The sequence below is a fragment of the Pseudomonas putida genome (assembly GCF_030159595.1).
Lineage (GTDB): Bacteria > Pseudomonadota > Gammaproteobacteria > Pseudomonadales > Pseudomonadaceae > Aquipseudomonas > Aquipseudomonas putida_AC.
This window is the reverse complement of record NZ_BSKJ01000002.1, coordinates 478266-504718: the sequence shown is the minus strand read 5'-3', so window position 1 is coordinate 504718 and position 26453 is coordinate 478266. Positions and strand designations below refer to the sequence as shown.

General features: G+C 63.1%; 26 protein-coding genes. 12 read left to right on the top strand and 14 right to left on the bottom strand.

Annotated elements, in window-relative coordinates:
• Positions 1-95 precede the first annotated feature (95 nt).
• The 9 genes from QQL85_RS06545 to QQL85_RS06505 all read right to left on the bottom strand — a co-directional run bounded on the left by QQL85_RS06545 (position 96) and on the right by QQL85_RS06505 (position 6654).
• Complete coding sequence (locus tag QQL85_RS06545) at positions 96-422, bottom strand: DUF3392 domain-containing protein (RefSeq protein WP_284353117.1); 327 nt, start codon at positions 420-422, stop codon at positions 96-98.
• A gap of 9 nt (positions 423-431) precedes the next feature.
• Positions 432-1607: a radical SAM family heme chaperone HemW gene (gene hemW, locus QQL85_RS06540; RefSeq protein ID WP_284353118.1), complete on the bottom strand. Its 1176-nt coding sequence runs from the start codon at positions 1605-1607 to the stop codon at positions 432-434.
• Positions 1604-2200: an RdgB/HAM1 family non-canonical purine NTP pyrophosphatase gene (gene rdgB, locus QQL85_RS06535; RefSeq protein WP_019097207.1), complete on the bottom strand. Its 597-nt coding sequence runs from the start codon at positions 2198-2200 to the stop codon at positions 1604-1606. The genes hemW and rdgB overlap by 4 nt, the downstream gene beginning before the upstream one ends.
• Positions 2197-2631 (bottom strand): DUF4426 domain-containing protein, encoded by a 435-nt coding sequence (locus tag QQL85_RS06530; RefSeq protein WP_264311179.1) that lies wholly within the window; start codon positions 2629-2631, stop codon positions 2197-2199. The genes rdgB and QQL85_RS06530 overlap by 4 nt, the downstream gene beginning before the upstream one ends.
• 22 nt (positions 2632-2653) lie before the next feature.
• Positions 2654-3274, bottom strand: coding sequence for a methionine biosynthesis protein MetW (gene metW, locus QQL85_RS06525; RefSeq protein WP_284353119.1), 621 nt, complete (start codon positions 3272-3274; stop codon positions 2654-2656).
• A 7-nt stretch (positions 3275-3281) separates the two neighbouring features.
• Positions 3282-4421 carry a homoserine O-succinyltransferase MetX gene (gene metX / locus QQL85_RS06520; RefSeq protein WP_284353120.1) on the bottom strand — a complete coding sequence of 380 codons (1140 nt, stop codon included), beginning with the start codon at positions 4419-4421 and terminating at the stop codon, positions 3282-3284.
• Between the two features lie 88 nt (positions 4422-4509).
• Positions 4510-5100 carry a YggT family protein gene (locus QQL85_RS06515; RefSeq protein ID WP_284353121.1) on the bottom strand — a complete coding sequence of 197 codons (591 nt, stop codon included), beginning with the start codon at positions 5098-5100 and terminating at the stop codon, positions 4510-4512.
• 10 nt (positions 5101-5110) lie between these two features.
• Positions 5111-5929: a pyrroline-5-carboxylate reductase gene (proC, locus tag QQL85_RS06510; RefSeq protein WP_284353122.1), complete on the bottom strand. Its 819-nt coding sequence runs from the start codon at positions 5927-5929 to the stop codon at positions 5111-5113.
• A 38-nt stretch (positions 5930-5967) separates the two neighbouring features.
• Entirely contained in the window at positions 5968-6654 is a 687-nt protein-coding gene (locus tag QQL85_RS06505; RefSeq protein WP_284353123.1) for a YggS family pyridoxal phosphate-dependent enzyme, read from the bottom strand.
• Positions 6655-6719: 65 nt separating this feature from the next.
• Between QQL85_RS06505 and QQL85_RS06500 the strand changes: the two genes are divergently transcribed.
• Entirely contained in the window at positions 6720-7718 is a 999-nt protein-coding gene (locus QQL85_RS06500; protein WP_284353124.1) for a type IV pilus twitching motility protein PilT, read from the top strand.
• Between the two features lie 112 nt (positions 7719-7830).
• On the opposite strand, the gene QQL85_RS06495 is transcribed toward QQL85_RS06500, so the two are convergent.
• Positions 7831-8457 (bottom strand): C40 family peptidase, encoded by a 627-nt coding sequence (locus tag QQL85_RS06495; RefSeq protein WP_284353125.1) that lies wholly within the window; start codon positions 8455-8457, stop codon positions 7831-7833.
• A 166-nt stretch (positions 8458-8623) separates the two neighbouring features.
• On the opposite strand from QQL85_RS06495, the gene QQL85_RS06490 reads away from it, so the two are divergent.
• Positions 8624-9043, top strand: coding sequence for an NINE protein (locus QQL85_RS06490; RefSeq protein WP_284353126.1), 420 nt, complete (start codon positions 8624-8626; stop codon positions 9041-9043).
• Positions 9044-9108: 65 nt separating this feature from the next.
• On the opposite strand, the gene QQL85_RS06485 is transcribed toward QQL85_RS06490, so the two are convergent.
• The 3 genes from QQL85_RS06485 to QQL85_RS06475 form a co-directional block, all read right to left on the bottom strand.
• Positions 9109-9807 carry an SPOR domain-containing protein gene (locus QQL85_RS06485; protein ID WP_284353127.1) on the bottom strand — a complete coding sequence of 233 codons (699 nt, stop codon included), beginning with the start codon at positions 9805-9807 and terminating at the stop codon, positions 9109-9111.
• 1 nt (position 9808) lies between these two features.
• Positions 9809-11545, bottom strand: coding sequence for an arginine--tRNA ligase (gene argS, locus QQL85_RS06480; protein WP_284353128.1), 1737 nt, complete (start codon positions 11543-11545; stop codon positions 9809-9811).
• A gap of 118 nt (positions 11546-11663) precedes the next feature.
• Positions 11664-13883 (bottom strand): primosomal protein N', encoded by a 2220-nt coding sequence (locus QQL85_RS06475; protein ID WP_284353129.1) that lies wholly within the window; start codon positions 13881-13883, stop codon positions 11664-11666.
• 167 nt (positions 13884-14050) lie between these two features.
• Between QQL85_RS06475 and rpmE the strand changes: the two genes are divergently transcribed.
• The 3 genes from rpmE (at position 14051) to QQL85_RS06460 (ending at position 16537) form a co-directional block, all read left to right on the top strand.
• Entirely contained in the window at positions 14051-14266 is a 216-nt protein-coding gene (rpmE, locus tag QQL85_RS06470; RefSeq protein ID WP_012274639.1) for a 50S ribosomal protein L31, read from the top strand.
• Between the two features lie 2 nt (positions 14267-14268).
• Positions 14269-15090: a thermonuclease family protein gene (locus QQL85_RS06465; protein ID WP_284353130.1), complete on the top strand. Its 822-nt coding sequence runs from the start codon at positions 14269-14271 to the stop codon at positions 15088-15090.
• Between the two features lie 178 nt (positions 15091-15268).
• A complete protein-coding gene (locus QQL85_RS06460) occupies positions 15269-16537 on the top strand; it encodes a malic enzyme-like NAD(P)-binding protein (protein ID WP_284353131.1) in 1269 nt (422 codons plus the stop codon).
• Positions 16538-16688: 151 nt separating this feature from the next.
• Here the strand turns inward: QQL85_RS06460 and QQL85_RS06455 are convergent, their stop codons facing one another.
• Complete coding sequence (locus tag QQL85_RS06455; protein ID WP_434482122.1) at positions 16689-19139, bottom strand: penicillin-binding protein 1A; 2451 nt, start codon at positions 19137-19139, stop codon at positions 16689-16691.
• Between the two features lie 194 nt (positions 19140-19333).
• Here QQL85_RS06455 and pilM point away from each other — a divergent pair, with 194 nt between their 5' ends.
• The 7 genes from pilM (at position 19334) to QQL85_RS06420 (ending at position 26300) form a co-directional block, all read left to right on the top strand.
• A complete protein-coding gene (pilM, locus tag QQL85_RS06450; protein WP_284353133.1) occupies positions 19334-20215 on the top strand; it encodes a type IV pilus biogenesis protein PilM in 882 nt (293 codons plus the stop codon).
• On the top strand, positions 20212-20748 hold the full coding sequence (locus tag QQL85_RS06445; RefSeq protein WP_284353134.1) for a PilN domain-containing protein: 537 nt from the start codon (positions 20212-20214) through the stop codon (positions 20746-20748). The genes pilM and QQL85_RS06445 overlap by 4 nt, the downstream gene beginning before the upstream one ends.
• 11 nt (positions 20749-20759) lie before the next feature.
• Positions 20760-21761 (top strand): pilus assembly protein PilP, encoded by a 1002-nt coding sequence (locus QQL85_RS06440; protein WP_284353457.1) that lies wholly within the window; start codon positions 20760-20762, stop codon positions 21759-21761.
• Positions 21685-22953, top strand: a complete 1269-nt coding sequence (locus tag QQL85_RS06435; protein WP_284353135.1) for a type IV pilus secretin PilQ — start codon at positions 21685-21687, stop codon at positions 22951-22953. The genes QQL85_RS06440 and QQL85_RS06435 overlap by 77 nt, the downstream gene beginning before the upstream one ends.
• A 4-nt stretch (positions 22954-22957) precedes the next feature.
• Positions 22958-23476, top strand: a complete 519-nt coding sequence (gene aroK, locus QQL85_RS06430) for a shikimate kinase AroK (RefSeq protein ID WP_284353136.1) — start codon at positions 22958-22960, stop codon at positions 23474-23476.
• A 97-nt stretch (positions 23477-23573) separates the two neighbouring features.
• The gene (gene aroB / locus QQL85_RS06425) at positions 23574-24671 is read left to right on the top strand and encodes a 3-dehydroquinate synthase (protein ID WP_284353137.1); all 1098 of its coding nucleotides are present in this window, start codon (positions 23574-23576) and stop codon (positions 24669-24671) included.
• A gap of 15 nt (positions 24672-24686) precedes the next feature.
• Entirely contained in the window at positions 24687-26300 is a 1614-nt protein-coding gene (locus QQL85_RS06420) for an AAA family ATPase (protein ID WP_284353138.1), read from the top strand.
• Positions 26301-26453: the final 153 nt, after the last annotated feature.

The window sequence follows — 26453 nt, the reverse complement described above, 5'->3', positions numbered from 1 at the left end:
TCGGGATTTCATGCGCGACCACTTCGATGATGCCCGTTAAAGGCTAGTCAGGTGGTAGGGCTGCCCTGGTATCCCGGGGCAGCTTTTAGCAATGCTTACCCGCGGCGATCCGCCACCACACCAATCAACACCAGCACCACCAACAGCACCGGCGCCAGCGCGTAGTTGTTGAACTGGCTCAACCCCTTCACCACCCACGGTGTGGCATAGATTAGCGCCGCACCGCTGCCGATCATCACCATCAGCGCCATGAACGGCACACGCAATGCGCCCGCCAGGCCACCAATGCGTTGCTCGGCCCAGGCTTTGACATCACTGCCGAACAGCACCAGCAGGCAGCCTACCAAGGCCAGTGAAATCTCCGACAGGTTACCGCGGCTCCAGCGGGAAACCGTCGCGAGCAGATCAAGTACCAGATCCATGGGTCATCCTTAGGTCAAGAAATACTGCAGCAAGTCATTGAGGAACAACTGGCCCCTTGGCGTGGCTACCAGTCGATCCGGTTCGACCTGTAAAAGGCCCTTTTGTTCGGCAGCGTGGCGTGCCTCGCGCAGTTGCTCCAGTGGCAAACCTGTGCGCTGGGTGAACAGCTCGGCTTCCACGCCTTCAGTCAGGCGCAGGGCGTTCATCAGGAACTCGAACGGCAGCTCGTCGACCGGCAGCAGCTTCTCGCCGGCTTTGAACGGCTTGGCCAGGTTCAGGTAGTCCTTGGGCAGACGGGTCTTCCAGGTGCGCAGGATGCGCCCATCGGCAAAGGTCAGCTTGCCGTGGGCACCGGCGCCGATGCCGATGAAGTCGCCGAAGCGCCAGTAGTTGAGGTTGTGTCGCGCGGCGCGGTCCGCCTGGGCATAGGCCGAGACCTCGTACTGGCGAAAGCCATGCTCAGCCATCAGTGCTTGGCCGGCTTCCTGGATGTCCCAGAGAATGTCGTCTTCGGGCAGCTCTGGCGGCTGGTTCCAGAACACCGTGTTTGGTTCAACGGTCAGCTGGTACCACGACAAGTGGGTTGGCCCCAGGTCGATGGCCTGGCGCAGGTCGCCCAGCGCATCATCCAGCGACTGGTCGGGCAGGCCGTGCATAAGGTCCATGTTGAAGTTGTCGAAACCGGCCGCACGCGCCATGCCGGCAGCACGGACCGCTTCATCGCCATTGTGGATGCGCCCCAGTGCCTCCAGCTTGGCCGGCTGGAAACTCTGCACACCGATGGACAGGCGGTTGATGCCGGTTTGCCGGTAGGCCTTGAACTTGTCCTGCTCGAACGTGCCTGGGTTGGCTTCCAGGGTGATCTCGATCTCCGGCGCGAACGGGATGCGCTGTTCTACACCGCGCAGCAGCCGGCCAAGGGCGTTGGCGCTGAACAGGCTGGGCGTGCCGCCACCGAAGAAGATCGAGCTAATGGGACGGCCCTGTGCGGCAACAAGCTCTTGATCGAGGTCGTCCAATAGCGCCGTGACGTAGGCGTCCTCCGGCAGTTCAGGCCCGGCAGCGTGGGAGTTGAAGTCGCAGTAAGGGCATTTGCGTACACACCACGGGATGTGGATGTACAGCGCCAGCGGCGGCAGGTTGGTAAAGCCTACCGCGCCGGGGGTGGACAGCGTTGCGATCATGCCAGGCCCAGACGTTGGCGCAGCAGGGCCATGGCACGGGCGCGGTGGCTAAGCTGGTTTTTGTCCACAGGGGCCAGGTCGGCGCTGGAGCAGTTGCGCTCCGGCACCCAGAACAGCGGGTCGTAGCCAAAGCCGTGCTCGCCGCTGGCCTCGAAGAGGATGCTGCCGTGCCACAAGCCTTCGCACAGGATCGGCAGCGGGTCGTCGGCATGGCGCACCAGCGCTAGCACGCAGACGAACTGCGCGCCACGCTCGGCTTCGGGCACGTCCTTCAGGGCTTCCAGCAGCTTGGCGTTGTTGGCCGCGTCACCCTTGCCGTCGGCATAGCGCGCCGAGTAGATGCCTGGCGCGCCACCGAGGAAGTCCACCGCCAGGCCGGAATCGTCGGCCAAGGCCGGCAGGCCTGAGATTCGTGCGGCGTTGCGCGCCTTGAGGATGGCGTTCTCGACGAACGACAGGCCGGTTTCTTCCGGCTCGACCTGGCTGAATTCACCAATCGAGCGCAGCTGCACGGACTGGCCGAGCATGGCCTGGAGTTCCTTGAGTTTGCCAGCATTATGGCTGGCCAATACGAGTTGCTGGAAATTCATCATTCGCCGGGGAAAACTTCCTGGTTGAAGCTGAGGGAATTGCTGATTCCGCCGGTTTCGATATTCAGGTCGAAGGTGACGGTTTCTGGCTGTTCGATCTTGAACTGGGCGATGTAGTACACCGCGCCCTGTTCGGTAATCTGCTTGAACGACAGCGGGCTGCTGCGCCCGGTCAGGTCCTTGACCGTGCCGCTGACCACCGCCATGGCGGGTTTGTTGGCCTTGAGCACGGCAATGTTGAGCACGCCCTGGTTCTTGCTGCGTACAAGGCCGGTGGCTGCGGCCACTTCGGGTGTGAGCATGCTCGACGTGAACGCGCTGTAATGCACCGTCACGTCGCCAAACACTTCCTTGCGCTCGGGGCGGGCGGCATCGGCAGCCAGTACCGGCAAGGCCAGGCACAGGCTGATCAGGAACAGGGCTAGGCGACGCATGGGGCGATTCCTCCGGTGGGCGTCAGACCGCGAGCTGGTGCTCTTGCAGGCCCGGGCTGCTGACGCGATAGATGCCGATCTCACCTAGAAGATTAGGCCAAAGCCGGCCACCCCACCCGTTGCGGTGCATGTTGTCGACGGCCAGGCGGTCGAGCACCTTCGCCCGGCGTTCGTGCACCAGCTCTTCGAAGTCGGCGAAGGTGCAGAAGTGGATGTTCGGCGTGTTGTACCAGGTATACGGCATGAAGTCCGATACCGGCATGCGGCCCTTGGTGGCCAGGTACCAGCGGCAGCGCCAGTGGCCGAAGTTGGGGAAGGTGATGATGCACTGGCGGCCCACGCGCAGCATCTCGTCGAGGATGCGGTCGGGGTACTCCACGGCCTGCAGGGCCTGGGTCATGATGACCACGTCGAAGCTGTTGCTGGCGAAGTTGCCCAGGCCCTTGTCCAGGTCCTGCTCGATGACGTTGACGCCCTTGGCCACGCAGGCGGCGATGTTGTCGGCGTCGATCTCCAGGCCATAGCCGGTGACCTGCTTGCGGTCACGCAGCGAGGCCAGCAGTTCGCCGCTGCCGCAGCCCAGGTCGAGTACCCGGCTGCCGGCGGGGATCCAGTCGTGGATGATTTCCAGATCGGCTCTCATGCTGTCCTCAGATGGCAATGCGGTTCATGTAGTTCGAGAAACCCTGCATGTAGCGAGGTGTGGGGATCAGGAAGGCATCGTGCCCGTAAGGCGAGTCGATCTCCAGGTAGCAGACGTTCTTGCGTGCCGCCATCAGGGCGTCGACGATCTCGCGCGAACGGGCCGGCGAGAAGCGCCAGTCGGTTGTGAACGACATGATGCAGTAGTCCGCCTTGACGTGGGCCAGAGTGGCAGCCAGGTCACCGCCCTGGGCGGCGGCCGGGTCGAAATAGTCCAGCGCCTTGGTCATCAGCAGGTAGGTGTTGGCGTCGAAACGGCCGGAAAACTCCTCGCCCTGGTAGCGCAGGTAGCTTTCCACCTGGAACTCGACACTGTGGAAGTCGTAGTTGAGCTTGTCACTTTTCAGCTCACGGCCAAACTTTTCACCCATCGAGTCGTCGGACAGGTAGGTGATGTGGCCGACCATGCGCGCCAGCATCAGGCCACGTTTGGGGATTACACCCTGGTCCTGGAACGAACCGCCGTGGAACTCGGGGTCGGTGAGGATGGCCTGGCGTGCGACTTCGTTGAAGGCGATGTTCTGTGCCGACAACTTGGGTGCCGAGGCGATGTCGACGCAATGGCGTACGCGCTCGGGGTAGGTCATGGTCCATTGCAGCGCCTGCATGCCGCCGAGGCTGCCACCGACGATGGCCGCCCATTGCGCAATGCCCAGGCGGTCTGCCAGGCGTGCCTGGCTGTGCACCCAGTCTTCGACAGTCAGCACGGGGAAGTCGGCGCCATAGGGCTTGCCGGTCGCCGGGTTGATGCTGCTGGGGCCGGTGCTGCCATTGCAGCCACCCAGGTTGTTCAGGCTGACCACGAAGAAACGGTTGGTGTCGATCGGCTTGCCTGGGCCGATGCAGCTGTCCCACCAGCCCGGCTTGCGGTCGGTGGCGGCATGGTAGCCAGCGGCATGGTGGTGGCCGGACAGGGCATGGCAGATCAGCACGGCGTTGCTCGCGCTGGCGTTCAGGGTGCCATAGGTCTCGTAGACCAGATCGTAACTGGCCAGGGAGCGACCACAGGCCAGTGCCAGCGGTTCATCGAACCGGGCGGTTTGCGGTACTACCAGACCGACGGAATCTTCGGGAAAGACAGTGGACATCGACCCTGCTCACGCTTGACGGAGGCGTAAGTCTAAAGAGCGCTACCCCCAGCGGCAAGCAAAGGCTTGCCACTGGAAGCAACCAGGGTCAGATCATGCGCCACAGTTCTTGTGGCATGCTGGCGTAGGCGGCCAGTGGGGGCATGACGAACGACTGGATCACCTGGATCGCCAGGAAGGCGAAGATTGGCGAGATATCCATCCCACCCAGGTTGGGCACGATGCGGCGGAACGGTGCCAGCACCGGCTCGCTGATCTGGTAGGCCAGCTCGGCCGCCGGGTTGTGGCTGTTGGGCGCAACCCACGAAACGATCACCATCACGATCATCGCCACCCAGAAAATCTTCAGGAACAGCGAGGTGATGCCGATGATTGCCCACATCAGCAGGTGCAGGATGTCGCCGAAAGTGCCGTAGGTGACCATCAGCACGAAGCCCATCAGCAGGGCCTGGATGATAACCGCCAGCAGCAGCGACGAGGTGTCCAGCCCGCCGATGCTGGGGATGATCCGGCGGATGGGCTTGAGCAGTGGCTGGGTGGCACGCACCGCGAACTGGCACAGCGGGTTGTAGAAGTTGGCTTTGACCAGTTGCAGGACAAAGCGCAGCAGAACGATCACCAGGTACAGGCTGACCAGGGTTTGCACCACGAAGATCGCGGCGCCGGACAGTGCATTCATCTAAAGCTCCTTATTTGCCCAGTTGTTCGGCCAGCTCGGCGGAGCGCGTGGCCGCAGCCTGCAGTGCCTGCTCGACGATGGCTTCGAAACCGCTGGCCTGGAACGACGTGATCGCCGCTTCCGTGGTGCCGGCGGGCGAGGTGACGCGGCGGCGCAGTTCGGCGGCATCGACATCGCTGGCAACGGCCATGCGGGCAGCGCCAAGCGCGGTCTGCAAGGTCAGCTGGGAAGCGGTTTCACGTGGCAGGCCGAGTTTTTCGCCTGCTGCGGTCATGGCCTCGATCAGCAGGAAGAAGTACGCAGGGCCGCTGCCGGACACAGCGGTCACAGCATCCAGTTGTTGTTCCTGCTCCAGCCACAGGGCAGTGCCCACGGCCGACAGCAGTTGTTCGGCCTGCTGGCGCTGCTCGGCAGACACTTCAGCAGTGGCGTACAGGCCGCTTACGCCCTGGCGCAGCAGTGCCGGGGTGTTGGGCATGCAGCGTACAACAGGGCGAGTGCCCACCCAGCTTTGCAGGCTGGCGCAGGTGATGCCGGCGGCGATGGACACGATCAGCTGGCCATCCTGCAGGTTGGGTTGCAGGGCCTGGCACACGGCTTTCATGACCTGTGGCTTGACTGCCAGCACGATGACGTCGGCGCCGTCGATGGCCTGGGCGTTGTTCTCGAAGGTTTCGATGCCGTGCTCGGCCTGGATGCGGCTTCGGGTCTCGGCGCCCGGGTCGCTGGCGCGGATCTGCGAAGCTTCCAGGCCCTGGGCACGCAGGCCACCGATCAGGCTGGCGGCCATGTTGCCGGCGCCGATAAAGGCAATGCGAGTCTTGCTCATGTCAGGTCCTTGTGGAAAAGAGTGAGTGAAGCATAGAATCAGGTGTTGCCGTAGTCGCGCGCGCCGAACAGGGCGGTGCCGATGCGTACCCAGGTCGCACCCTGGGCAATGGCCGCTTCCAGGTCGTGGCTCATGCCCATGGACAGGGTGTCCAGGCCAAGATCCAGGCCTTCCTGCAGCTTACGCAGGCTGGCGAAGGCGGTCTCCTGGGCAGCGCGGTCATCGGTGGGTTCGGGGATTGCCATCAGCCCGCGCAGGCGCAAATTGGGCAATGCGGCTACCGCCTTGGCCAGTGCCGGCAGGTCGGCGGGGGCGCAGCCGGACTTGCTGTCTTCACCACTGACGTTCACCTGTAGGCAGATGTTCAATGGTGCCAGCCCGGCAGGGCGCTGCTCGGACAGACGTTGGGCGATTTTCAGGCGGTCCACGGAATGCACCCAGTCGAAATGCTCGGCGATGGCTTTGGTCTTGTTCGACTGAATGGGGCCGATGAAGTGCCAGATCAAGGGCAAGTCGCTGAGCGCCTGCTGCTTTGTCAGCGCTTCCTGTAGGTAGTTTTCCCCGAAGTCGCGCACGCCGGCGGCATGGACCTCGCGGATGGCGCTGGCGGGCTTGGTCTTGCTCACGGCCAGCAACTGGACGCTGGCCGGATCGCGCCCGGCTGCCTGGGCAGCACTGGCGATACGGGCGGAAATCGCGGAAAGGTTGTCTGCTAGGGTGGACATGGATGGATGCCGGCAGCTGTAGGGTTTGCGGCATTCTACCTACTTGAAGGCCTTTGAGGAGTCTCATGGATGTGACTGACCTGTTGGCCCGGGCCGTGGAGGCGGGGGCTTCGGACCTGCACCTGGCGGCGGGCCAGATACCGATGTTGCGCCTGGAGGGTGAGTTACAGCGCATGAACTTGCCACCGATGGTGGCGATAGAACTGGCCGATGGCTTGGCGCCCTTGCTGGCTGAGCAGCAACAGCGGCAATGGGCCCAGGGCGATGAGCTGGACCTGGCGTTGGCGTTGCCCGCACTCGGCCGCTTTCGGCTGAACCTGTTTCGCCAGCTGAATGGCCCCGGGGCAACCTTTCGGCTGATCCCCGGGCGGATCGCCACGTTGGATGAACTGGACCTGGGGGATGTGTATCAAGCTGTTGCGCAATGCCGAGATGGCTTGATCCTGGTGGGTGGTCCGACCGGCAGTGGCAAGTCCAGCACGCTGGCGACCTTGCTTGACCATCTGAACCGCGAGCGGGCGCTGCATATCATCACCCTCGAAGACCCGGTCGAAGTTATTCACAGCAGCCAACGCAGTCTGGTCAATCAGCGTGAGATTGGCCGCCATAGCGGCGGCTTTGCTCAAGGGTTGCGCAGTGCGATGCGCCAGGACCCGGATGTGATCATGATTGGCGAGTTGCGCGACCTGGAGACGGTTCGCCTGGCGTTGCGCGCGGCCGAAACCGGGCACCTGGTGCTGGCGACGGTGCATACGCGCTCTGCAGCCAGCAGCATCGACAGGTTGGTGGAGGTGTTTGCTGCCGAAGAGAAGCCGTTGGTGCGGGCGATGTTGGCCGAGTCGTTACGCCTTGTGGTGGTGCAGATGCTGGTCAGGCGCGTGGGCGGCGGGCGGGTGGCGGCGCGGGAAGTGCTGGTGGCGACGCCGGCAGTGCGTAACCTGATTCGGGAGGGGCGGATGGCGCAGTTGTGTTCGGTGATGCAGGCGGGTGGTGCAGAAGGGATGCGGACGATGGAGGGGGCACTGCGGAGGTTGATAGAGAAGGGGCTGATCAAAGATCTGTAGTGCTTGCACTGGCCCTTTCGCGGGCAAGCCCGCTCCCACAGGGACAGCACAGGGTTTGAGAACTGTGGGATCACTGTGGGAGCGGGCTTGCCCGCGAAGAGGCCGGACCTGCTTAGCGCTTGGCCAGGCTCAGCTGCTGCTGTTCTTTCGGCAGCACCCGCTTGGCCACTACATAGTGCTTCTGCCAGTAGGGCTTGCTCAGGGTGTCGATGCTCACCCGCTTGCCACGCCGAGGCGCATGGATGAAGCGGTCGTTGCCCAGGTAGATGGCAACATGGTTCACCCGACGGCTCTTGATGTTGAAGAAAATCAGGTCACCAGGCTTCAGGTCACCCTTGGCCACTTTCACACCGTGGCCTTGGGCCATGGCATTGGAGGTGCGCGGCAGGTCGACGTCGGCGACGTCGTTGAAGGCGTATTTGACCAGCCCGCTGCAGTCGAAGCCTTTTTTCGGGCTGCTGCCACCCCAAACATAAGGGGTGCCGAGCACATTCACCGCACGGCTGAGCACATCGCTGCTCTGCTTCGGCGACATGGCAGCAACGGGCACGCCGCGGCTGCTGGCAGCGTTGCTCGGGCGCGCGCGCAGGGTGGTCTGCTTGACCGGCGCATGTTTCACCGAGGCATTGGTGGTGTAGCCGGTGAAACCATTGGGAAGACGTTGCTCACGATTGGTGGCGTGGGCGGCCAGGGGCAATAATAGACAGAGGGTCAGCCATGTCTTGAATAAAGGCGGCATAGATGAAGCTCTTATGAATAGTTATGTGTTGGGCGCGCAACTTTATAACAGCTTTTTGATCAATCTATGATCCGTTTGTCGATTGCCCAGGTGCCGTACGTCGGCCTGCGACGAAAAAGTCACATTTTTTTTTAGAAAATTTTCGGATAACCCACAGGGGCTATGAATGAACAGTTATCAACAGGGGGCGCCCTTTCACGACACTCACAGCAAGACCATCGGCTACCTGCTGTGGATTTTCGGCTTCACCGGGTCACATCGCTTCTACTACGGCAAGCCGATTACCGGGACCCTCTGGTTCTGCACCTTCGGCCTGTTGGGCATTGGCTGGTTGATCGACCTGTTTCTGATCCCGTCCATGGACCGTGAGGCAGACCTGAGGTTCCAGTCCGGGCGTATCGACTACAACATTGCCTGGATCCTGCTGACCTTCCTCGGAGTGTTTGGCCTGCACCGGCTGTATCAGGGCAAGTGGATCAGCGCGATCGTCTATTTCTTTACCGGCGGGCTGTTCCTGTTAGGTGTGCTGTATGACTTCTGGACGTTGAACAGCCAGGTTTCCGAGGTGAACAGCAGCCGGCATTGACACCAAGCCAGTGTGGGAGCGGGCTTGTTGACACCAAGCCCGCTCCCACAGGTCCCATTTCCAGATTATTGGCGGGTCTGTCGCTGTTGCAGCAACAGGTTACTGAATCCAGCCCCGGCCAGCTGCTTTTGCGCCCCGGTCAGCTGTTCACGGTTGCTGAACGGCCCGACCAGTACGCGGTACCAGGTTTCGTCCTTGACCGTGCCCGACTCCACCTTTACCGACTGGCCCAGCAGGATGATCTGCGCGCGCACCTTGTCGGCATCAGCCTGCTTGCGGAACGAGCCGGCTTGCAGGAAATACTGGGTGGTGGCTGCCGGCTTGATCACCGGCGGTGCGGGGGGAGGGGTCTGGCCCAGCAACGCCGCCTGGGCCCGCGCAGTGTCGATTTTCGCAGCTTCTGCCGGCGTCACCGGGGTCACCGGCTGGGCGGGTACCGGTGGCGTCTTCTCGGGTACGGCCTCTGGCGGCACGATCACCTCAGACTCCGGCAGCAAGGTGTAGAAGTCGTACTTCGGCTTCACCGGTTGCTGTGGGGTGGCCTGGGCCGGCTTGCCGGCTTCGACCACTTTCTCCGGCTTCTGCTGCTCGGGCTTGGTGCGTTTGATGTCTTCGCCACCCGGTTCGAGCTTCATCAGAAATACGATGAACGCGCCTACGGTCAGGCCGACGGCCATCCATACCCAGCCGGGGATCGGCTGTTTGGCCGGTGCCGTCTGGCGGCTGGCGCCGCGCTTGGGTGCGGGTTTTTTCTTGGCAGCCAACTTACATGCGCTCCAGGGTTTCCAGGCCGAGCAGTTCCAGACCTTGTTTGAGGGTACGGCCGGTCAAGGCGGCCAGGCGCAGGCGGCTTTGCTGCTGCTCAGGGGTTTCGGCGGCGAGGATCGGGCAGTTCTCGTAGAAGCTGGAGAACAGGCCGGCCAAGTCGTACAGGTAGCTGCACAGTACATGTGGCGTGCCCTTGTCGGCGACGTTGTTGAGGATTTCGCCAAACTGCGCCAGACGTGCAGCCAGGTCTTGCTCGTGGGGCGCTTGCAGCACGATGTTGCCATCGACTTCGTCAAAGCCCTTGCCCAGTTTACGGAATACGCCGGCCACGCGGGTGTAGGCGTACAGCAGGTAAGGGGCGGTGTTGCCTTCGAAGTTGAGCATCAGCTCGAAGTTGAAGCTGTAGTCGCTGGTGCGGTGCTTGGACAGGTCGGCGTATTTCACCGCGCCGATGCCTACCACTTCACCGATGTGACGCAGGTCTTCGTCGGCCAGGCTCGGGTTTTTCTCCTTGACCAGCGCATAGGCGCGCTCCTTGGCCTCGGTGAGCAGGTCGATCAGCTTCACGGTGCCGCCGTCACGGGTCTTGAACGGGCGGCCGTCGGCGCCGTTCATGGTGCCGAAGCCCATGTGCTCCATCTGCATCGGGTGGCCGACGAAGCCAGCGCGGCGTGCCACTTCGAACACCTGGTTGAAGTGCAGGGCCTGGCGCTGGTCGACGAAGTACAAGGCGCGGTCAGCCTTGAGCACGTTGCTGCGGTAGCGCACGGCGGCCAGGTCGGTGGTGGCGTACAGGTAGCCGCCGTCAGCCTTCTGCACGATCACCGGCAGTGGCTCGCCTTCGCTGTTCTTGAATTCTTCGAGGAACACGCACTGCGCGCCTTGGTCCTCGACCAGCAGGCCCTTGGCCTTGAGGTCGGCCACCACGTTGGCCAGGTCGTCGTTGTAGGCGCTTTCGCCCATCACGTCGGCCATGGTCAGTTTGACGTTGAGCAGCTCGTAGGTCTTCTGGCAGTGCGACAGCGAGATGTCCTTGAAGCGTGTCCACAGGGCCAGGCACTCAGGGTCGCCAGCTTGCAGCTTGACCACCAGGCCACGCGCGCGCGTGGCGAACGCTTCCGATTCGTCGAAGCGCTTCTTCGCCGCCCGGTAGAAATTTTCCAGGTCGGACAACTCGTCGCTGGTGATCGGGTTTTCCTGCAGGTAGGCCATCAGCATGCCGAACTGGGTACCCCAGTCGCCCACATGGTTCTGGCGAATGACGTTGTCACCCAGGAATTCCAGCACGCGTGCGACGCTGTCACCGATGATGGTCGAGCGCAGGTGGCCGACGTGCATCTCTTTGGCCAGGTTCGGCGCCGACATGTCGATGACGACTTTCTCGCTCGGGCCGGCCTTGCGCACGCCCAGGTGGGCATCGGCCAGGGCAGCGTCCAGGCGGTTGGCCAGGGCGTCGGTGTTCTGGAAGAAGTTGAGGAAGCCAGGGCCGGCGATCTCGACTTTGCTGATGTCGGCGCTGGCCGGCAGGGCATTGATCAGTTTTTCGGCCAGGTCACGCGGCTTCATGCCCGCCTGCTTGGCCAGCATCATGGCGATGTTGCTGGCGAAATCGCCGTGGGTCTTGTCCCGGGCGTTTTCCACCTGGATCGCCGGCGACAGCCCTTCAGGCAGCACACCGTCGGTGACGAGTTGGGTGAGGGCTTGCTGGATCAGCTGGCGAATGGTGTCTTTCATGGGGATCTCTTTTCGACCGCAAGCGCGGTGAGCGCCTGGATGCGCAGGTGGAAAAACTGGGCATTATCCGTGGCTGGGAGCGGGTTGCCAACCTTTGGGGCTGCAAAGCAGCCGGACGTCAGTACAGGTCGACCGGGTCGACATCCAGTGACCAACGCACCTGGCGCCCGCTCGGCATCTGCTCCAACACTAGCAACCAGGCGCTGATCAGTCGATGCAAAGGCGCCCGGGTATTGGCCTGTATCAACAGTTGCGCCCGGAAGCGCCCGGCGCGGCGTTCCATGGGGGCCGGTACCGGGCCCAGCAATTCGATGCCCGGCAGGCGCTGTTCAGTCACCAGTCGCTCGGCGGCGGCGCAGGCTTCGTCGAGGAAGCCTTCGGCCTGCCCTGGCTTGTGCGCTTCGGCACGCAGAAGGGCCAGGTGAGAGTAAGGCGGCAGCCCGGCGGCGCGGCGTTCGTCCAGGGCCTGCTCGGCAAAGGCGAAGTAGCCCTGCTCGGTCAGTTGCACCAGCAGCGGGTGGTCGGCCAGGTGGGTCTGGATGATGACCTTGCCGGGTTCTTCGGCGCGCCCGGCACGCCCCGCCACCTGCACGATCAGCTGCGCCATGCGTTCGCTGGCGCGGAAATCACCCGAAAACAGCCCGCCATCGGCGTCGAGGATGGCCACCAGCGTTACGCGTGGGAAATGGTGGCCCTTGGCAAGCATCTGCGTGCCGACAAGGATGCTCGGCTGGCCGCGCTGGATGGTGTTGAACAAGGTGTGCATGGCGTCCTTGCGCGCCGTGCTGTCACGGTCTACCCGCAGGATCGGGTAGTCCGGGAACAGCACCTTCAGGCGTTCTTCGGCGCGCTCGGTGCCGGCACCGACCGGGCGCAGGTCAACGTGGTTGCACTGCGGGCACTGGTGCGGAAGGCGCTCGTCATAGCCGCAATGGTGGCAGCGCAGCACGCCGGAACGCTGGTGCACGGTCATGCGCGCATCGCAGCGCGGGCATTCGGACAGCCAGCCGCAATCGTGGCACAGCAAGGTCGGGGCAAAGCCACGGCGGTTGAGGAACACCAGCACTTGCTGGCCTGCCTCCAAGGTCTGGCGGATGGCTTGTTGCAACGGGCCGCTGATGCCACTGTCCAGTGGCAGGCTTTTCACATCCAGGCGCAGCATGCGCGGTGGCCGCGCGCCGCCGGCGCGCTGGTTCATGCGCAGCAGGCGATAGCGGCCGGTCAGGGCGTTGTGCAGGGTTTCCAGCGACGGCGTGGCTGAGCCGAGCAGGATCGGGATGTTTTCCTGGTGGGCGCGCACCAGTGCCAGGTCGCGGGCGTGATAGCGCAGGCCCTCCTGCTGTTTATAGGAGCCGTCGTGCTCCTCGTCGATGATGATCAGGCCGGGGTTTTTCATCGGCGTGAACAAGGCCGAGCGGGTGCCGATGATGATATCGGCTTCGCCGTCCCTCGCGGCCAGCCAGGCATCCAGGCGCTCGCGGTCGTTCACTGCCGAATGCAGCAAGGCGATGCGGGCGTTGAAGCGTTGCTCGAAGCGCGCCAGGGTTTGTGGGCCGAGGTTGATCTCTGGGATCAGCACCAGTGCCTGCTTGCCGGCCTCCAGGGTTTCACGGATCAGTTGCAGGTAGACCTCTGTCTTGCCGCTGCCGGTGACGCCGGCCAGCAGGAATGCGCCGAAGCCGCCAAAGCCCTCGCGCACGGTGTCGAAGGCGTCGCGTTGCTCTTCATTGAGCGGCAGTTCCGGCTGTGCCAGCCAGTGTTCATGCCGTAGCGCCGGCAGGTGGCGGCGAACTTCGATCTGCACCAGGTCCTTGGCCAGCAGCAAGTCCAGGCTGTCCTTGTTCAGGTTGAGCTTGGCCAGCAGGCTGTGGGCCACGCCGTGCGGGTGCTGGGCCAGGGTCTTGAGGGCGTCGCGCTGGCGCGGTGCGCGGGCGATGCGCGGGTCCTCCAGGCGTGCGCCGGGGGCAATGTGCCAGAAGCGTTCCTGGCGCATTTCGGCGGGTTCGCCTTGGCGCAGCAGCGTGGGCAGGGCCCAGCTAAGGGTGTCGCCCAAGCTGTGCTGGTAGTACTGGGCGGTCCACAGGCACAGCTTGAACAGCGACGCCGGGATGGGGGATACCGGGTCGAGCAGGGCGCTGGCTGGCTTGAGCTTGTCGGCAGGCACTTCGCTCTGCGCGCACACGTCCACCAGCACGCCGATCATTTCACGGCGGCCGAAGGGCACGCGGATGCGCATGCCCGGGGTCAAAGCCTGGCGCGCCATGCTCGCCGGCGCCTTATAGTCGAACAGGCGACGCAGCGGGGAGGGTAGGGCAAGGCGCAGGATGACGTCGGACACGCGGAAAGTCTCAGAGGGCGTTACAAGGACTGGCGAGCCTAGCAGACGACGGTCGGTGCAAGCGACATCTTGCGCTGACAGGATGCTCTGGTATTATTCGCCGCCTAATTACGTGCGGTATTCAACAATTGGTGTTGGGTGGCGGCACGCAGCTCGAGGAAGTGACCATGAAAGAAGGTATCCACCCGAACTACGAAGTAGTTGCAGTCACCTGCAGCTGCGGTAACAAGTTCGAAACCCGTTCGACCCTGGGCAATGTCCTGTCGATCGACGTTTGCAACCTGTGCCACCCGTTCTACACCGGTAAGCAGAAAGTCCTGGACACCGGCGGCCGCGTACAGAAGTTCGCCGATCGCTTCGGTATGTTCGGTACCAAGAAGTAATCATGCACATGGCGAGCCCTTCGGGCTTCGCGTTGTTGCTGAAGAAGGCGCCCCTTGTGGGCGCCTTTTTTGTGGGCGTTATCTGGCATGTCCCGGCCCTGGCGTTCTGTCCGCTGGCTGAGCAGGCGCAGCAAGTTGCGGTACGTCAGGTGGTAGATGGCGATACCTTGCGCCTGGCCGATGGCCGCAGCGTGCGGCTGATCGGCATCAATGCACCGGAAATCGGCCGCAAGGGGCGTACCAGTGAGCCCTATGCCGAAGCTGCCAGGCGGCGCTTGCAGGCCTTGGTCAACGCCAGTGGTGGGCGTGTCGGACTGGTGCCCGGCATTGAAGGCAAGGACAAATACGGCCGTACACTGGCGCATATCTACGGCCGTAATGGCGACAATCTGGAAGCACAGTTGCTCAGCGAGGGCTTGGGTTACCAGGTGGCGATTGCCCCGAATGTGCGCCTAAGCGGCTGCCAGCAACTTGCCGAGCGAGCGGCGCGCAAGGCGGGCAACGGCTTGTGGCGCCGTTCGCCCGTGGTGCCTGCCGAGGATGTCAGGCAGTCGGGTTTCAGTGTGGTTGGCGGCCGTATCAAAGGTATCGAGCGCAACCGTGGCGGCGTCTGGCTGACCCTCGACGACGCTGTGGTGCTGCAGGTTCCCGCTCGTCTGCAACGTCACTTCCCCGCCAGCTTCTTCGATAATCTCAAGGGACGCCAGGTCGAAGCGCGTGGCTGGGTGCTGGACCGTTCCCGCAAGGGGAGGCTGAAGCCCGGGCAGCGCCGCTGGGTGTTGCCATTGACCGATCCGAGCATGTTGGAGCGTATTTCAGGCTAAAAGATGTAGACATTTCGCTATTGGATTGTACACACTGTGAGCCGTATGCCACCGTGGGTTATAGCGTAAAGTCGTAGGCTAAAGGCCTTGACACAAGTGACCGACCAGTCTTGTGACTCCCCGGCTCTTTGCGTATCCTCGGCGGTCCGTCAGAACAGTAAATAGCGGAATGCCCACCATGTCAGACCTGAAAACCGCCGCTCTCGAATACCACGCTCAACCTCGTCCGGGGAAACTGAGCGTCGAACTCTCCAAGCCCACTGCCACCGCCCGTGACCTCGCCCTGGCTTACAGCCCAGGTGTTGCTGAGCCCGTGCGTGAAATCGGCCGTGATCCAGAGCTGGCTTACAAATACACCGGCAAAGGCAACCTGGTTGCGGTGATTTCCGATGGTACCGCCATCCTCGGTCTGGGTGACCTCGGCCCACTGGCTTCCAAGCCGGTCATGGAAGGCAAGGGCGTTCTGTTCAAGCGTTTCGCAGGTATTGATGTGTTCGACATCGAAGTCGAATCGGAAAGCCCGCAAGCGTTCATCGACACCGTTCGCCGCATCTCGATCACCTTCGGTGGCATCAACCTCGAAGACATCAAGGCACCTGAGTGCTTCGAAATCGAGCGCACCCTGATCGAACAGTGCGACATCCCGGTATTCCACGATGACCAGCACGGTACCGCCATCGTGACTGCGGCCGGCATGATCAACGCCCTGGAAATCGCCGGCAAGAAGCTGGAAGACGCCAAGATCGTCTGCCTGGGTGCCGGCGCTGCCGCCATCTCCTGCATGAAGCTGCTGGTGAGCATGGGTGGCAAGGTCGAGAACATCTACATGATCGACCGCAGTGGCGTGATCCACGCTGGCCGTGACGACCTGAACCAGTACAAGGCGCAGTTCGCCCACGCTACCGACAAGCGCACTCTGGCTGACGCACTCGACGGTGCCGACGTGTTCGTAGGCCTGTCCGGCCCGAACCTGCTGAGCGCGGAAGGCCTGAAGTCGATGGCTGCCAACCCGATCGTGTTCGCCTGCTCGAACCCGGACCCGGAAATCTCGCCAGAGCTGGCGCACGCCACGCGTAACGACGTGATCATGGCCACCGGTCGTTCCGACTACCCGAACCAGGTCAACAACGTGCTGGGCTTCCCGTTCATCTTCCGTGGTGCCCTGGACGTTCGTGCCAAGCGCATCAACGAAGAAATGAAGATCGCTGCCGCCATTGCCCTGAAGGATCTGGCCAAGCTGCCAGTGCCGAAGGAAGTCTGCGAGGCTTACGGTGTCGAAGGCCTGGAATTCGGTCGTGAGTACATCATTCCGAAGCCGCTTGACGCTCGCTTGATCACCGTCGTTTCCGACGCTGTGGCCAAGGCTGCCATCGAATCCGGCGTGGCTACCCTGCCGTATCCGAAGCATTACCCGCTGACCAGCGTGGATGAAGTGTTCAACGGCTGATTGCCGCTGTAGCGACACGAAAAAGCCCCGGCTCGTATGAGCCGGGGCTTTTTATTTGCCTTCAGGTTTTGCGCGATCGCAAGCCCTTTGCGGACCCTGTGGGAGCGGGTGAACCCGCTCCCACAGGGTCGATGTCGCCTTGGCGACTGATTTAGAACAGATCCATCGGCGCCGCTTCATCCGCTGGCAGCGGGCTGCCCGGTGCTCCGCCATTGCCCAGTTCATCCACCGACGGTGGCGAGTCTTCGGCCTTGAACAGCTCGAAATAGGCATTCGGCGTACTCGGCGAGGCGGCGCGGCCACTGACCGGGTCCACGCGAAGGCTAAGGATGCCTTCTGGCTCCGCCGGTGCATGGTTGGGCTTGTCCTTGAGCGCCGCGCCCATGAAGCTCATCCAGATCGGCAATGCTGCCGTACCGCCATACTCACGACGGCCAAGGGTTTCCGGCTGGTCGAAGCCGACCCACACAGTGGTCACGTAATCGGCGTTGTAACCGGAGAACCAGGCATCCTTGGATTCGTTGGTGGTACCGGTCTTGCCTGCCAGGTCGGTGCGGCCCAGTGCCAGTGCCCGGCGGCCGGTGCCGCGCTTGATCACGTCCTGCAGCATGCTGGTGAGGATGTAGGTGGTGCGCCCGTCGATGATCTGTTCGGCCACTGCGGGAGCCTGTGGTGCAGTCGCTACCTGGCCGAAGGCCGGTGGCGCCTCACCCGGCATGGCTACGGTGCTGATTGGCTGTTCGGGTGCGGCCAGGCCCGCCTGATCCTCGGCACCTTGCGGTACGCGGGCCGGGTTGGCGGTGAACAGCGTCTCGCCGCTGCGGCTTTCGATGCGGTCGATCAGGTACGGTGTGATCTTGTAGCCGCCGTTGGCAAAGGTGCTCCAGCCAGTGGCGATTTCCATCGGGGTCAGGGTGGCGGTGCCGAGAGCCAGCGACAGGTTGCGCGGCAAGTCTTGCTTGTTGAAGCCGAACTTGGCGATGTAGTCGATCGTGCGGTCCACGCCCATGGCCTGCAGCAGGCGGATCGACACCAGGTTGCGCGACTTGTACAACGCCTCGCGCATGCGGATCGGGCCGAGGAAGGTGTTGGTGTCGTTCTTCGGTCGCCACACTTTATCTACGGACTCGTCAACGAACACGATCGGTGCATCGTTGACCAGGCTGGCTGCGGTATAGCCACTGTCCAGCGCAGCGCTGTAGATGAATGGCTTGAAGCTCGAGCCTGGCTGGCGCTTGGCCTGCATGGCGCGGTTGTAGTTGCTCTGCTCGAACGAGAAGCCGCCAACCAGTGCGCGAATGGCGCCATTGTACGGGTCTAGGGTGACCAACGCACTTTGCGCGCCAGGCACCTGGCTGAACTTGAATTTGCCATCTTCCAGGCGCTGCAGGCGCAGCAGGTCACCGACCTGGGCCACGTCTGCCGGTGATTGCGGTGAACGGCCCTGGGCGTTGCTGTTGATGAACGGGCGTGCCCACTTCATGGTGTCCCAGGCTACCTCGGCTTGCTGGCCATCACGGGTCAGTACCTGAAGGCCGGCCTTATCCACATGGGTGACGATGGCCGGCTCGAGGCCGCCCAGGGTGCGTTGCTTGCCCAGCTCCTGCAACCAGGCTGCCTGGGTGCGGCCCGGGAAGCGTGCTTCAGGGCCACGGTAGCCGTGGCGTTCGTCGTAATCAGAAAGCCCGTTGAGGACAGCCTTGTTGGCCATTTCCTGCATGTCGCTGGGCACCGTGGTGGTGACCCGGAAACCCTCGGTGTAAGCATCGCTGCCGTAACGGCCGACCATCTCCGCGCGGGCCATTTCGGCGATGTAGGGGGCATTCACCTCAGGCGTCGGTACATGGTAGCTGGCGTTGAGCGGCTCGGCCAAGGCGGCCTGGTAGCTGGCCTGGTCGATTTTGCCCAGCTTGTACATGCGGCCGAGGATCCAGTCGCGTCGCTCCTTGGCACGCACCGGGTTGGCCAGCGGGTTGAAGCGCGACGGCGCCTTGGGCAGGCCGGCGATCATCGCCATCTGCGCCAGGCTCACGTCACGGATCGACTTGCCGTAGTACACCTGCGCGGCGGCGTCGATGCCGTAGGCGCGGTTGCCCAGGTAGATCTTGTTCACATACAGCTCAAGGATTTCGTCCTTGGTCAGCTCACGTTCGATCTGCAGGGCCAGCAGGATTTCGTTGGTCTTGCGCGAGAAGCTGCGTTCGCTGGTGAGGAAGAAGTTTTTCGCCACCTGCATGGTGATGGTGCTGCCGCCGGTCTGGATATGCCCGGTTTTTACCAGCTGGGTTGCCGCGCGCATCAGGCTGCTGGGGTCGACACCGTAGTGGTTGAGGAAATTGTCGTCCTCGGCTGACAGAAGCGCCTGAATGAACTGTGGCGGAATTTCCGCGAAGCGGATGGGTGAGCGGCGCATTTCGCCAAACTCAGCAATCAGCTTGCCATCGCTGCTGTACACCCTGAGGGGGATCTGCAACTGGATGCTTCTGAGCGACTCGACCGAGGGCAGGCTGGGGCTAAGATACAGAAACGCACCGCTCACACCGAGTACGAGCGCGCAGATGACTGCGACGGAAGACCACCAGAAGAACTTCAGCAGACGTATCAAGGCTTTTCGGTGTCCAGGTTGGGAGTGGATTGCACGCAGGTCCGGCGGACCAAAAAACGCTGGGCATTATAAGCATTTTTTCGCCTCTCCGGGTTACCGGCCAGGCTGCCCGTCGCCTCGATGAGCAGCCCCGGCCCAGTGTTGCCGCGGGGTTGCGACAGATCGCTGCGACAGGCAGCAAGGAAGCCGCGATGTTAGGACGCTTCGGCAAGGATGCCGGTTCACTTGTAGGGGTAGAAATCGCCCCGGACGCTGTTCGGGTTGTGCAGCTTCAGCGGCGCAGCCGGCGTTGCCGGGTGCTCGCCTCGGCCCAGGAGCCGTTCGAGTCAGCGGCTGGCGAGGATTGGACAGCGGAGCCCGCTGTGGTGGTGGCAGCCTTGCGTCGTGCCTACCGGCGCAGTGGCCTCAGGCAGCGGCGGGTAGCGTTGGCGTTACCCGCCAACCAGGTGATCTGCAAGCTGTGTCATGTCCCGATGGAGCAGGCCGGTGCAGCGCTGGAGGCGCAATTGCTGGCCGATGCTGAGCGACTGTTTCCGTTTCCGCTGGAGGACCTGGCCCTGGATTTTCAGGTGTTGGGGGCGTCTCGCGCACAGCCGGGGTGCGCCGAGGTGATGGTGGCCGCATGCCGGCAAAGTGCGTTGGCGTCACTGGAGGCCATCGTTGGGGACGCAGGGTTGCAGTTGGAAGCCGTCGAAGTCGATAACATCGCCCTGTGCCGCATGTTGCCTCAGGGCGGCTTCGAAGGCTCGGCATTACTGCGTGTCGAGGCGCATGGCGCCGTTCTTTATGACTGGCATCCCGGTCGACCCAGCCAGCGTCGTGAATTGCAAGCGCAGGGGCCCAAGGGTACGGGGCGGCTGTCGGAGGGGCTGCATGCGCTACTGGCCGATGAGCCTCTACCTGGGGGCCTGTGGATAGCCAGCAGTTGTTCGGTGGACCCTGACTGGCTGCAAAGCCTGGGGCGTCAGTTGAAGACGACGTGCCGGCATTTGCCTGGCCCGGCCGGGCTTGAGCATGTTGACGGGTCGATGCTCCTGGCGTGCGCCTTGGCGCTTGGAGGATTGCGGCCATGATGCGACTGAATCTGCTACCTTGGCGCGAACGGCAGCGCGAGGCCGCGCTTCGACGCTTTCGCACCCAGTTGGTTGCCGGCGCCATTCTGGCGCTGTGCGCTGTGATGCTGGTCGACCAGTTGGCCCGTCAGCGCGGGCAGCAGCAGGCGCTGGCCAATGCCCGGCAACAGGCTGCCCTTGGCAGCCTGGCCGAACAATTGAGGCCGTTGGATGATGTGCGTGCGCAGCATCAGGCACTGCTTGCCCGTTCGGCTGCGCTTGAGCGTTTGCGCGCTCAGCAAGGTGTTCTGGGTGATGTGTTCACGACCCTCGAGGGGGCGCTGCCGATGGGCGTCCAGCTGCACGGCCTCAGCCTGGAAAAGGGTCACTTGCAGATGGCCGGGCTGGCTACGTCCGGCGCCGTGGTTGCGCAGTTCATGCGTGATCTGGAGCGTTCAGGTGTTCTGCTCGACCTGGAGCTCAAACACGTCAGGAGCTTGCCGGGTGGCGATGAGTTTCTGCTGGCTGCACGCGTTTCGGCGTTCTGGTCGTGAATGCAGCGCCGATCGTCACCTGGCTGGCGGTAGCCGAGAGCTCCAGCCGTATCAGGTGCATAGCGCCAGTGCTGGTCGCTGTGCTGGTGTTCGGTATGGGGTGCGCGTTGCGTCTGCCAGCAGGGCTTCAGCAGCAGGCGCAAGAGACGACCAGGCAAGCTTCATTGGGCGAGCAGCGGTCAGTCAGCGCGGCGAAGCTGGTCGAGCTGGAGCAACTGCAGGCAGCGCGGGTGGTGGCCGAGCAGGCGCTAAAGGTGGCTCACTGGCGCCTGGCCAACGGGGAGGACATGAGCGACTTGCTCGACAGTCTGGCTTCGTCGGGGCATGCGCACGGCTTGCTGGTCGAGCAGCTCGATGTGCATGAAACCGAGCAGCAGGCAGGCTATCGCAAAACACCCCTGCAGGTGCAGGTGGTGGGGCCTTATGTGGCCTTGCGTCAATGGCTGCACGACTGGCTGGGCCAGGCGCGCCTGCTGCGTAGTGGTGACATGAGCCTGGCCGCTGTCGCGGGGCAGCCGGGGCTTTTACGCCTGCAGCTGCGTGTAGAGGCCTTCCAGGCGGCCGCACCTGTACCGGCACCCGATGTGCTTGCGCGCACCCCGGCCAGGGCCGCAACGCCAGAGCCAATGGTCGACCCATTCGCGCCAGCAGCGAGACGAATGGCAGGCTCTGGGCTGGCCAGTGTGCCGCTGGCACAGTTGGAAATGGTCGGCAGCCTGTCGCGTGGGACGTCGCACGAGGCGTTGCTGATGGCGGCTGGCAGGCTCTACCGCGTGCGGGCAGGCGAGCCTTTAGGGCGTAACCACGGTGTGGTGGAGAGGATCGATCAAGGCCGGGTCGAGGTACGCGAACGGCTTTTCATGGCGGGGGAGTGGCACGAGCGCACGGCGTTCATCACCCTTGCAAAACGCCTGGGCAAGGAGGCCCCGGACCGGAATGAAAATGTTGATGAAATGGGTGTTGGCAGCCTTGCTGCCGATCCCGCTGGCGTCGGCGACGCCTTTCCAGGGTGAGCCCCTGTCGTTGAATTTCCAGGATGTGGAAGTGCGTTCAGTGCTGCAGGTGCTGGCTGATTATGCGGGCGTCAACCTGGTTGCCGGCGATGACGTACAGGGCAACGTGACCTTGCGCTTGCAGGATGTGCCCTGGGATCAGGCCCTTGACCTGGTCCTGCGTAGCAAGGGCCTGGCCCGTCGCCAGGAGGGCAATGTGCTGCTGGTGGCGCCTGCGGCAGCGTTTGTCTCGCAGCCGTTCGATACCCCTGTGGGGTCGGTGCCAGATGCGCAGATGCAGCCGTTACGTCGTGAGCTGATACCTGTCCATCATGCCAAGGCCGCCGAGCTGGTTGAGCTTTTGCTGACCAGCCTGGCGGATGATGGCACCCTCACCGCTAGCGGCAGCCTGGGTGTCGATGAGCGCACCAATACCCTGGTGGCGCATCAGTCCGCCGACCGCTTGGCGGAATTGCGGCAGCTGGTTGCGCAGCTCGATGTGCCTGTGCGGCAGGTGGCGATCGAGGCGCGTATCGTCGAGGCCAACGTCGATTACGAGAAAAGCCTGGGCGTGCGCTGGGGTGGGCCGCTGTACGGTGAAAACCTGCGGCCGGGCAAGGAGCTGTTCGTCGATCTCGGTGTAGAGCGTGCGGGCGGTAGCGTTGGCTTGGGTTTGCTGCGTGGCGACGTGCTGCTCGACCTGGAACTCAGTGCCATGGAAAAAAGCGGCAACGGCGAGATTATCTCGCAGCCCAAGGTAGTCACGGCTGACAAGGAAACGGCCAGGATCCTCAAAGGCACCGAGGTGCCTTACCAGGAAACCAGCCAGAGCGGCGCCACTTCGGTTTCCTTCCGCGAAGCTTCGCTGTCGCTGGAGGTGACCCCGCAGATCACACCGGACAACAAGGTGATCATGGCCGTCAGGGTGACCAAGGACGAGCCGGATTACGTCAATGCCTTGAACAACGTACCGCCGATCCGCAAGAACGAGGTCAATGCCAAGGTTCGCGTGGCGGACGGCGAAACGATCGTGATCGGTGGCGTGTACTCGACTTCGCAAAACAATGTGGTCGACAAGGTGCCATTTTTGGGCGATCTGCCGTATGTTGGGCGGCTGTTTCGACGCGATGCATTACAAGAGAAAAAATCCGAGCTGCTGGTCTTCCTGACTCCGCGTATCATGAGTGACCAGGCGATTGCTGTGAGTCGTTGATTCTGTGCGAAATTTGATACTTGTGGGGCCCATGGGCGCTGGTAAAAGCACCATTGGACGCCTATTGGCCAAAGAGCTGCGCCTGCTGTTCAAGGATTCCGACAAGGAAATCGAACTGCGATGCGGCGCCAACATCCCGTGGATTTTCGACAAGGAAGGCGAGCCGGGTTTCCGTGACCGCGAGCAGGCGATGATCGCCGAACTGTGCGAACTCGACGGCGTGGTCCTGGCGACCGGCGGTGGTGCAGTGATGCGCGAAGCCAACCGCCAGGCATTGCACCAGGGTGGCCGGGTGATTTACTTGCATGCCTCGGTGGAACAGCAGGTTGGTCGCACCGCGCGCGATCGCAATCGCCCGCTGCTGCGCACCGCCAACCCCGAGGCGACCCTGCGTGCCCTGCTGGAAACCCGTGACCCGCTCTACCGCGAGATCGCCGACGTGGTGGTGGAAACCGACGAGCGGCCGCCACGCATGGTGGTGATCGATATTCTCGAACGCTTGCAGCAGTTGCCGCCCCGTTAACCCGGGACTATTCTCGGCCACCAGCGCCGAGGCGAGGTTCAACGTTACCGCGTGAGTTGCCCGAACGGCGCCGCGCCCAAGTACATTGTGGGGATACATGCAGACACTTAAGGTCGACCTGGGCGAGCGTAGCTACCCGATCTACATTGGCGAAGGCCTGCTGGACCAGCCCGAACTGCTGGCGCCGCACATTGCCGGCCGGCAAGTCGCCATCGTTTCCAACGAGACCGTCGCGCCCCTGTATCTCGAACGCCTGACCAAGACCCTGGGTGCCTATTCGGTGCTGCCGGTGGTATTGCCCGATGGCGAAGCCTACAAGAACTGGGAAACCCTGCAGCTGATCTTCGATGGCCTGCTGACCGCCCGCCATGATCGCCGCACTACCGTGGTCGCTCTGGGCGGCGGCGTGATCGGTGACATGGCCGGCTTCGCGGCCGCTTGCTACCAGCGCGGTGTCGATTTCATCCAGGTGCCGACCACCCTGCTGTCCCAGGTCGACTCCTCGGTGGGCGGCAAGACCGGTATCAACCACCCACTGGGCAAGAACATGGTCGGTGCCTTCTATCAGCCCAATGCGGTGCTGATCGACACCACCAGCCTGAAGACACTGCCCGCGCGCGAGCTGTCGGCAGGCCTGGCCGAAGTGATCAAGTACGGCCTGATTTGCGACAAACCGTTCCTCGCCTGGCTCGAGGACAATATGCAGGCCCTGCGCGCCCTGGATCCTGTGGCCCTGACCGAGGCAATCAGCCGCTCCTGCGCCGCCAAGGCTGCGGTAGTGGGGGCCGATGAGCGCGAGTCCGGCGTACGGGCCACGTTGAACCTGGGGCATACCTTCGGGCATGCCATCGAAACCCACATGGGCTATGGCGTGTGGCTGCACGGCGAAGCCGTGGCAGCGGGCACGGTGATGGCCCTGGAAATGTCCATGCGCCTTGGCTGGATCGACCAGGCCGAGCGCGATCGCGGAATCCGCCTGTTGCAGGACGCAGGTTTGCCGGTGGTGCCACCACTGGAAATGACCCCGGCGCATTTCATGGAGCACATGGCGGTCGACAAGAAGGTGCTCGACGGTCGTCTGCGTCTGGTGCTGCTGCGCCAGATGGGCGAGGCCGTGGTGACCGACGACTATTCGAAAGAGATTCTACAGGCCACGCTGTCGGCGGATTACCGCGCGATCGTGGCCCAGCTTTGAGGTTGTGACAGCGCAATGACCAGTTTGCATGCCGATGAGGCCTTTCTCGACCATTACCAGTTGAGCCACGATCCGTTCGCGCCGCGTGTGCCCGGCTTCAAGTTCTTCCCGGCCCAGCGCAAGCCTGTGCTGGGTCAGTTGCACCACTTGGCGCGCTACAGCCAGTTGATGCTGGTAGTCAGTGGCCCGCTGGGCAGCGGCAAGTCGCTGCTGCGCCAGGCCCTGGTGGCCAGTACCAACAAGCAGGCGGTGCAGAGTGTGGTGGTGTCTGCCCGCAGTGCCAGCGATGCCTCTGGCATGCTGGCCCAGGTCGCCCAGGATCTGGGCGTGGACCAGGCGCAGGTGCAGGCGATCCTGTCCAAGGTTGTACAGCTGGCGCTGACCGGGCAGGAAGTGTATTTGCTGGTGGACGATGCGGAACAACTCGACGAGTCGGCACTCCAAGCGTTGCTGGAATTGGCGGCGGGTGTACCGGAAGGACGTCCGCATGTGTTCCTGTTTGGTGAGCCGTCACTGATTGCCGGGCTGGATGAGCTCAATATCGAGGAAGAACGCTTCCACATCATCGAGCTCGCCCCCTACAGTGAGGACGAAACCCGCGAGTACCTGGAGCAGCGCCTGGAAGGGGCTGGCCGGGGCATCGAGGTATTCAGCCGTGAACAGATCGTCGATATCCATGAACACTCCGACGGTTGGCCTGGCAACATCAACCAGGTCGCCCGTGACACTTTGATCGAAGCCATGATCGCCAGCCGCTCGACGGCCAAGCGACCATCCATGGGGTTCAAGATGCCTAAAAAACATGTGCTCGCGCTGTCCGCTGTGGTCGTGGTCGCCGTTGGCGCCGCGGTGTTGATGCCCAAGAAAGGCGATAAACCCCCGGCCGAAGCGCCAACCGCCCAGGCCCAGTTGCCGCTTGGCGAGGGCAAGCAGGGTGCTGCCATCGAGTTCTCTGGCTCGTCCCAGCCGATGCCGTTGCCACTGGTTGGCCAGTCCCAGCCGGTGATGCGCGAGCCGCTGGCCCAGGCCGCAGGCATGGGGGAGGGAGAAGAAGGCAGCCCGGCGGGTGACACTGCCCTGCAGCCCGGCAACCCGCCGCCAACCGTGACCACCATTGCGCCGCCGCAAGGCGTGCCGGCCGGCCCCGCGCCTGTGCCTGCCCAGCCAGTAGCCAGTGTGCCTGCCCAGCCTGTGCAGCCGGTAGCGCCTGCGCCAAAACCCGTCGCAACCCAGCCTGCCAAGCCGGTTGCACCTGCCAAGCCTGCGCCAGCACCGACCCAGGTCGCCGTGGCCAAGCCAGTTGCCAAGCCTGTTGAAAAACCAGCGGCCGCTGGTGGTGGTGGCGGTGGCTGGTACGCCGGGCAAAAGCCGGGCAATTATGTGGTGCAGATCCTTGGCACCAGCTCCGAGGCTTCGGCCCAGGCGTACGTCAAGGCCCAGGGTGGCGACTATCGCTACTTCAAGAAAAACCTGCAGGGCAAGCCGCTGTATGTAGTCACATACGGCAGCTTCGCCAACCGCGACGCAGCGGTTGCGGCCATCAAGAACTTGCCAGCGAAGGTCCAGGCTGGTAAACCTTGGCCACGTACCGTCGCCAGCGTCCAACAAGAGCTGGCCTCGGCCCGCTGATACCTTCCGGGCGGCACCACCCCGCCGCCCAGTTGCTGAGCGATTACTGACTTTCGACTAGCCTGCTGCGTTTCAACGCGGCAGGCTTTTCTGTCCCAGACTGCCGGCCACAAGCCCCTAGTTGCAGTCATGGCTGAAACGCTTCAGACTCGA

Bases quoted from the DNA above. Each gene is read 5' to 3' on its own strand.
- QQL85_RS06545 (WP_284353117.1), bottom strand. From the start codon at position 422: ATGGATCTGGTACTTGATCTGCTCGCGACGGTTTCCCGCTGGAGCCGC.
- hemW (WP_284353118.1), bottom strand. From the start codon at position 1,607: ATGATCGCAACGCTGTCCACCCCCGGCGCGGTAGGCTTTACCAACCTG.
- rdgB (WP_019097207.1), bottom strand. From the start codon at position 2,200: ATGATGAATTTCCAGCAACTCGTATTGGCCAGCCATAATGCTGGCAAA.
- QQL85_RS06530 (WP_264311179.1), bottom strand. From the start codon at position 2,631: ATGCGTCGCCTAGCCCTGTTCCTGATCAGCCTGTGCCTGGCCTTGCCG.
- metW (WP_284353119.1), bottom strand. From the start codon at position 3,274: ATGAGAGCCGATCTGGAAATCATCCACGACTGGATCCCCGCCGGCAGC.
- metX (WP_284353120.1), bottom strand. From the start codon at position 4,421: ATGTCCACTGTCTTTCCCGAAGATTCCGTCGGTCTGGTAGTACCGCAA.
- QQL85_RS06515 (WP_284353121.1), bottom strand. From the start codon at position 5,100: ATGAATGCACTGTCCGGCGCCGCGATCTTCGTGGTGCAAACCCTGGTC.
- proC (WP_284353122.1), bottom strand. From the start codon at position 5,929: ATGAGCAAGACTCGCATTGCCTTTATCGGCGCCGGCAACATGGCCGCC.
- QQL85_RS06505 (WP_284353123.1), bottom strand. From the start codon at position 6,654: ATGTCCACCCTAGCAGACAACCTTTCCGCGATTTCCGCCCGTATCGCC.
- QQL85_RS06500 (WP_284353124.1), top strand. From the start codon at position 6,720: ATGGATGTGACTGACCTGTTGGCCCGGGCCGTGGAGGCGGGGGCTTCG.
- QQL85_RS06495 (WP_284353125.1), bottom strand. From the start codon at position 8,457: ATGCCGCCTTTATTCAAGACATGGCTGACCCTCTGTCTATTATTGCCC.
- QQL85_RS06490 (WP_284353126.1), top strand. From the start codon at position 8,624: ATGAACAGTTATCAACAGGGGGCGCCCTTTCACGACACTCACAGCAAG.
- argS (WP_284353128.1), bottom strand. From the start codon at position 11,545: ATGAAAGACACCATTCGCCAGCTGATCCAGCAAGCCCTCACCCAACTC.
- rpmE (WP_012274639.1), top strand. From the start codon at position 14,051: ATGAAAGAAGGTATCCACCCGAACTACGAAGTAGTTGCAGTCACCTGC.
- QQL85_RS06465 (WP_284353130.1), top strand. From the start codon at position 14,269: ATGCACATGGCGAGCCCTTCGGGCTTCGCGTTGTTGCTGAAGAAGGCG.
- QQL85_RS06460 (WP_284353131.1), top strand. From the start codon at position 15,269: ATGTCAGACCTGAAAACCGCCGCTCTCGAATACCACGCTCAACCTCGT.
- pilM (WP_284353133.1), top strand. From the start codon at position 19,334: ATGTTAGGACGCTTCGGCAAGGATGCCGGTTCACTTGTAGGGGTAGAA.
- QQL85_RS06445 (WP_284353134.1), top strand. From the start codon at position 20,212: ATGATGCGACTGAATCTGCTACCTTGGCGCGAACGGCAGCGCGAGGCC.
- QQL85_RS06435 (WP_284353135.1), top strand. From the start codon at position 21,685: ATGAAAATGTTGATGAAATGGGTGTTGGCAGCCTTGCTGCCGATCCCG.
- aroB (WP_284353137.1), top strand. From the start codon at position 23,574: ATGCAGACACTTAAGGTCGACCTGGGCGAGCGTAGCTACCCGATCTAC.
- QQL85_RS06420 (WP_284353138.1), top strand. From the start codon at position 24,687: ATGACCAGTTTGCATGCCGATGAGGCCTTTCTCGACCATTACCAGTTG.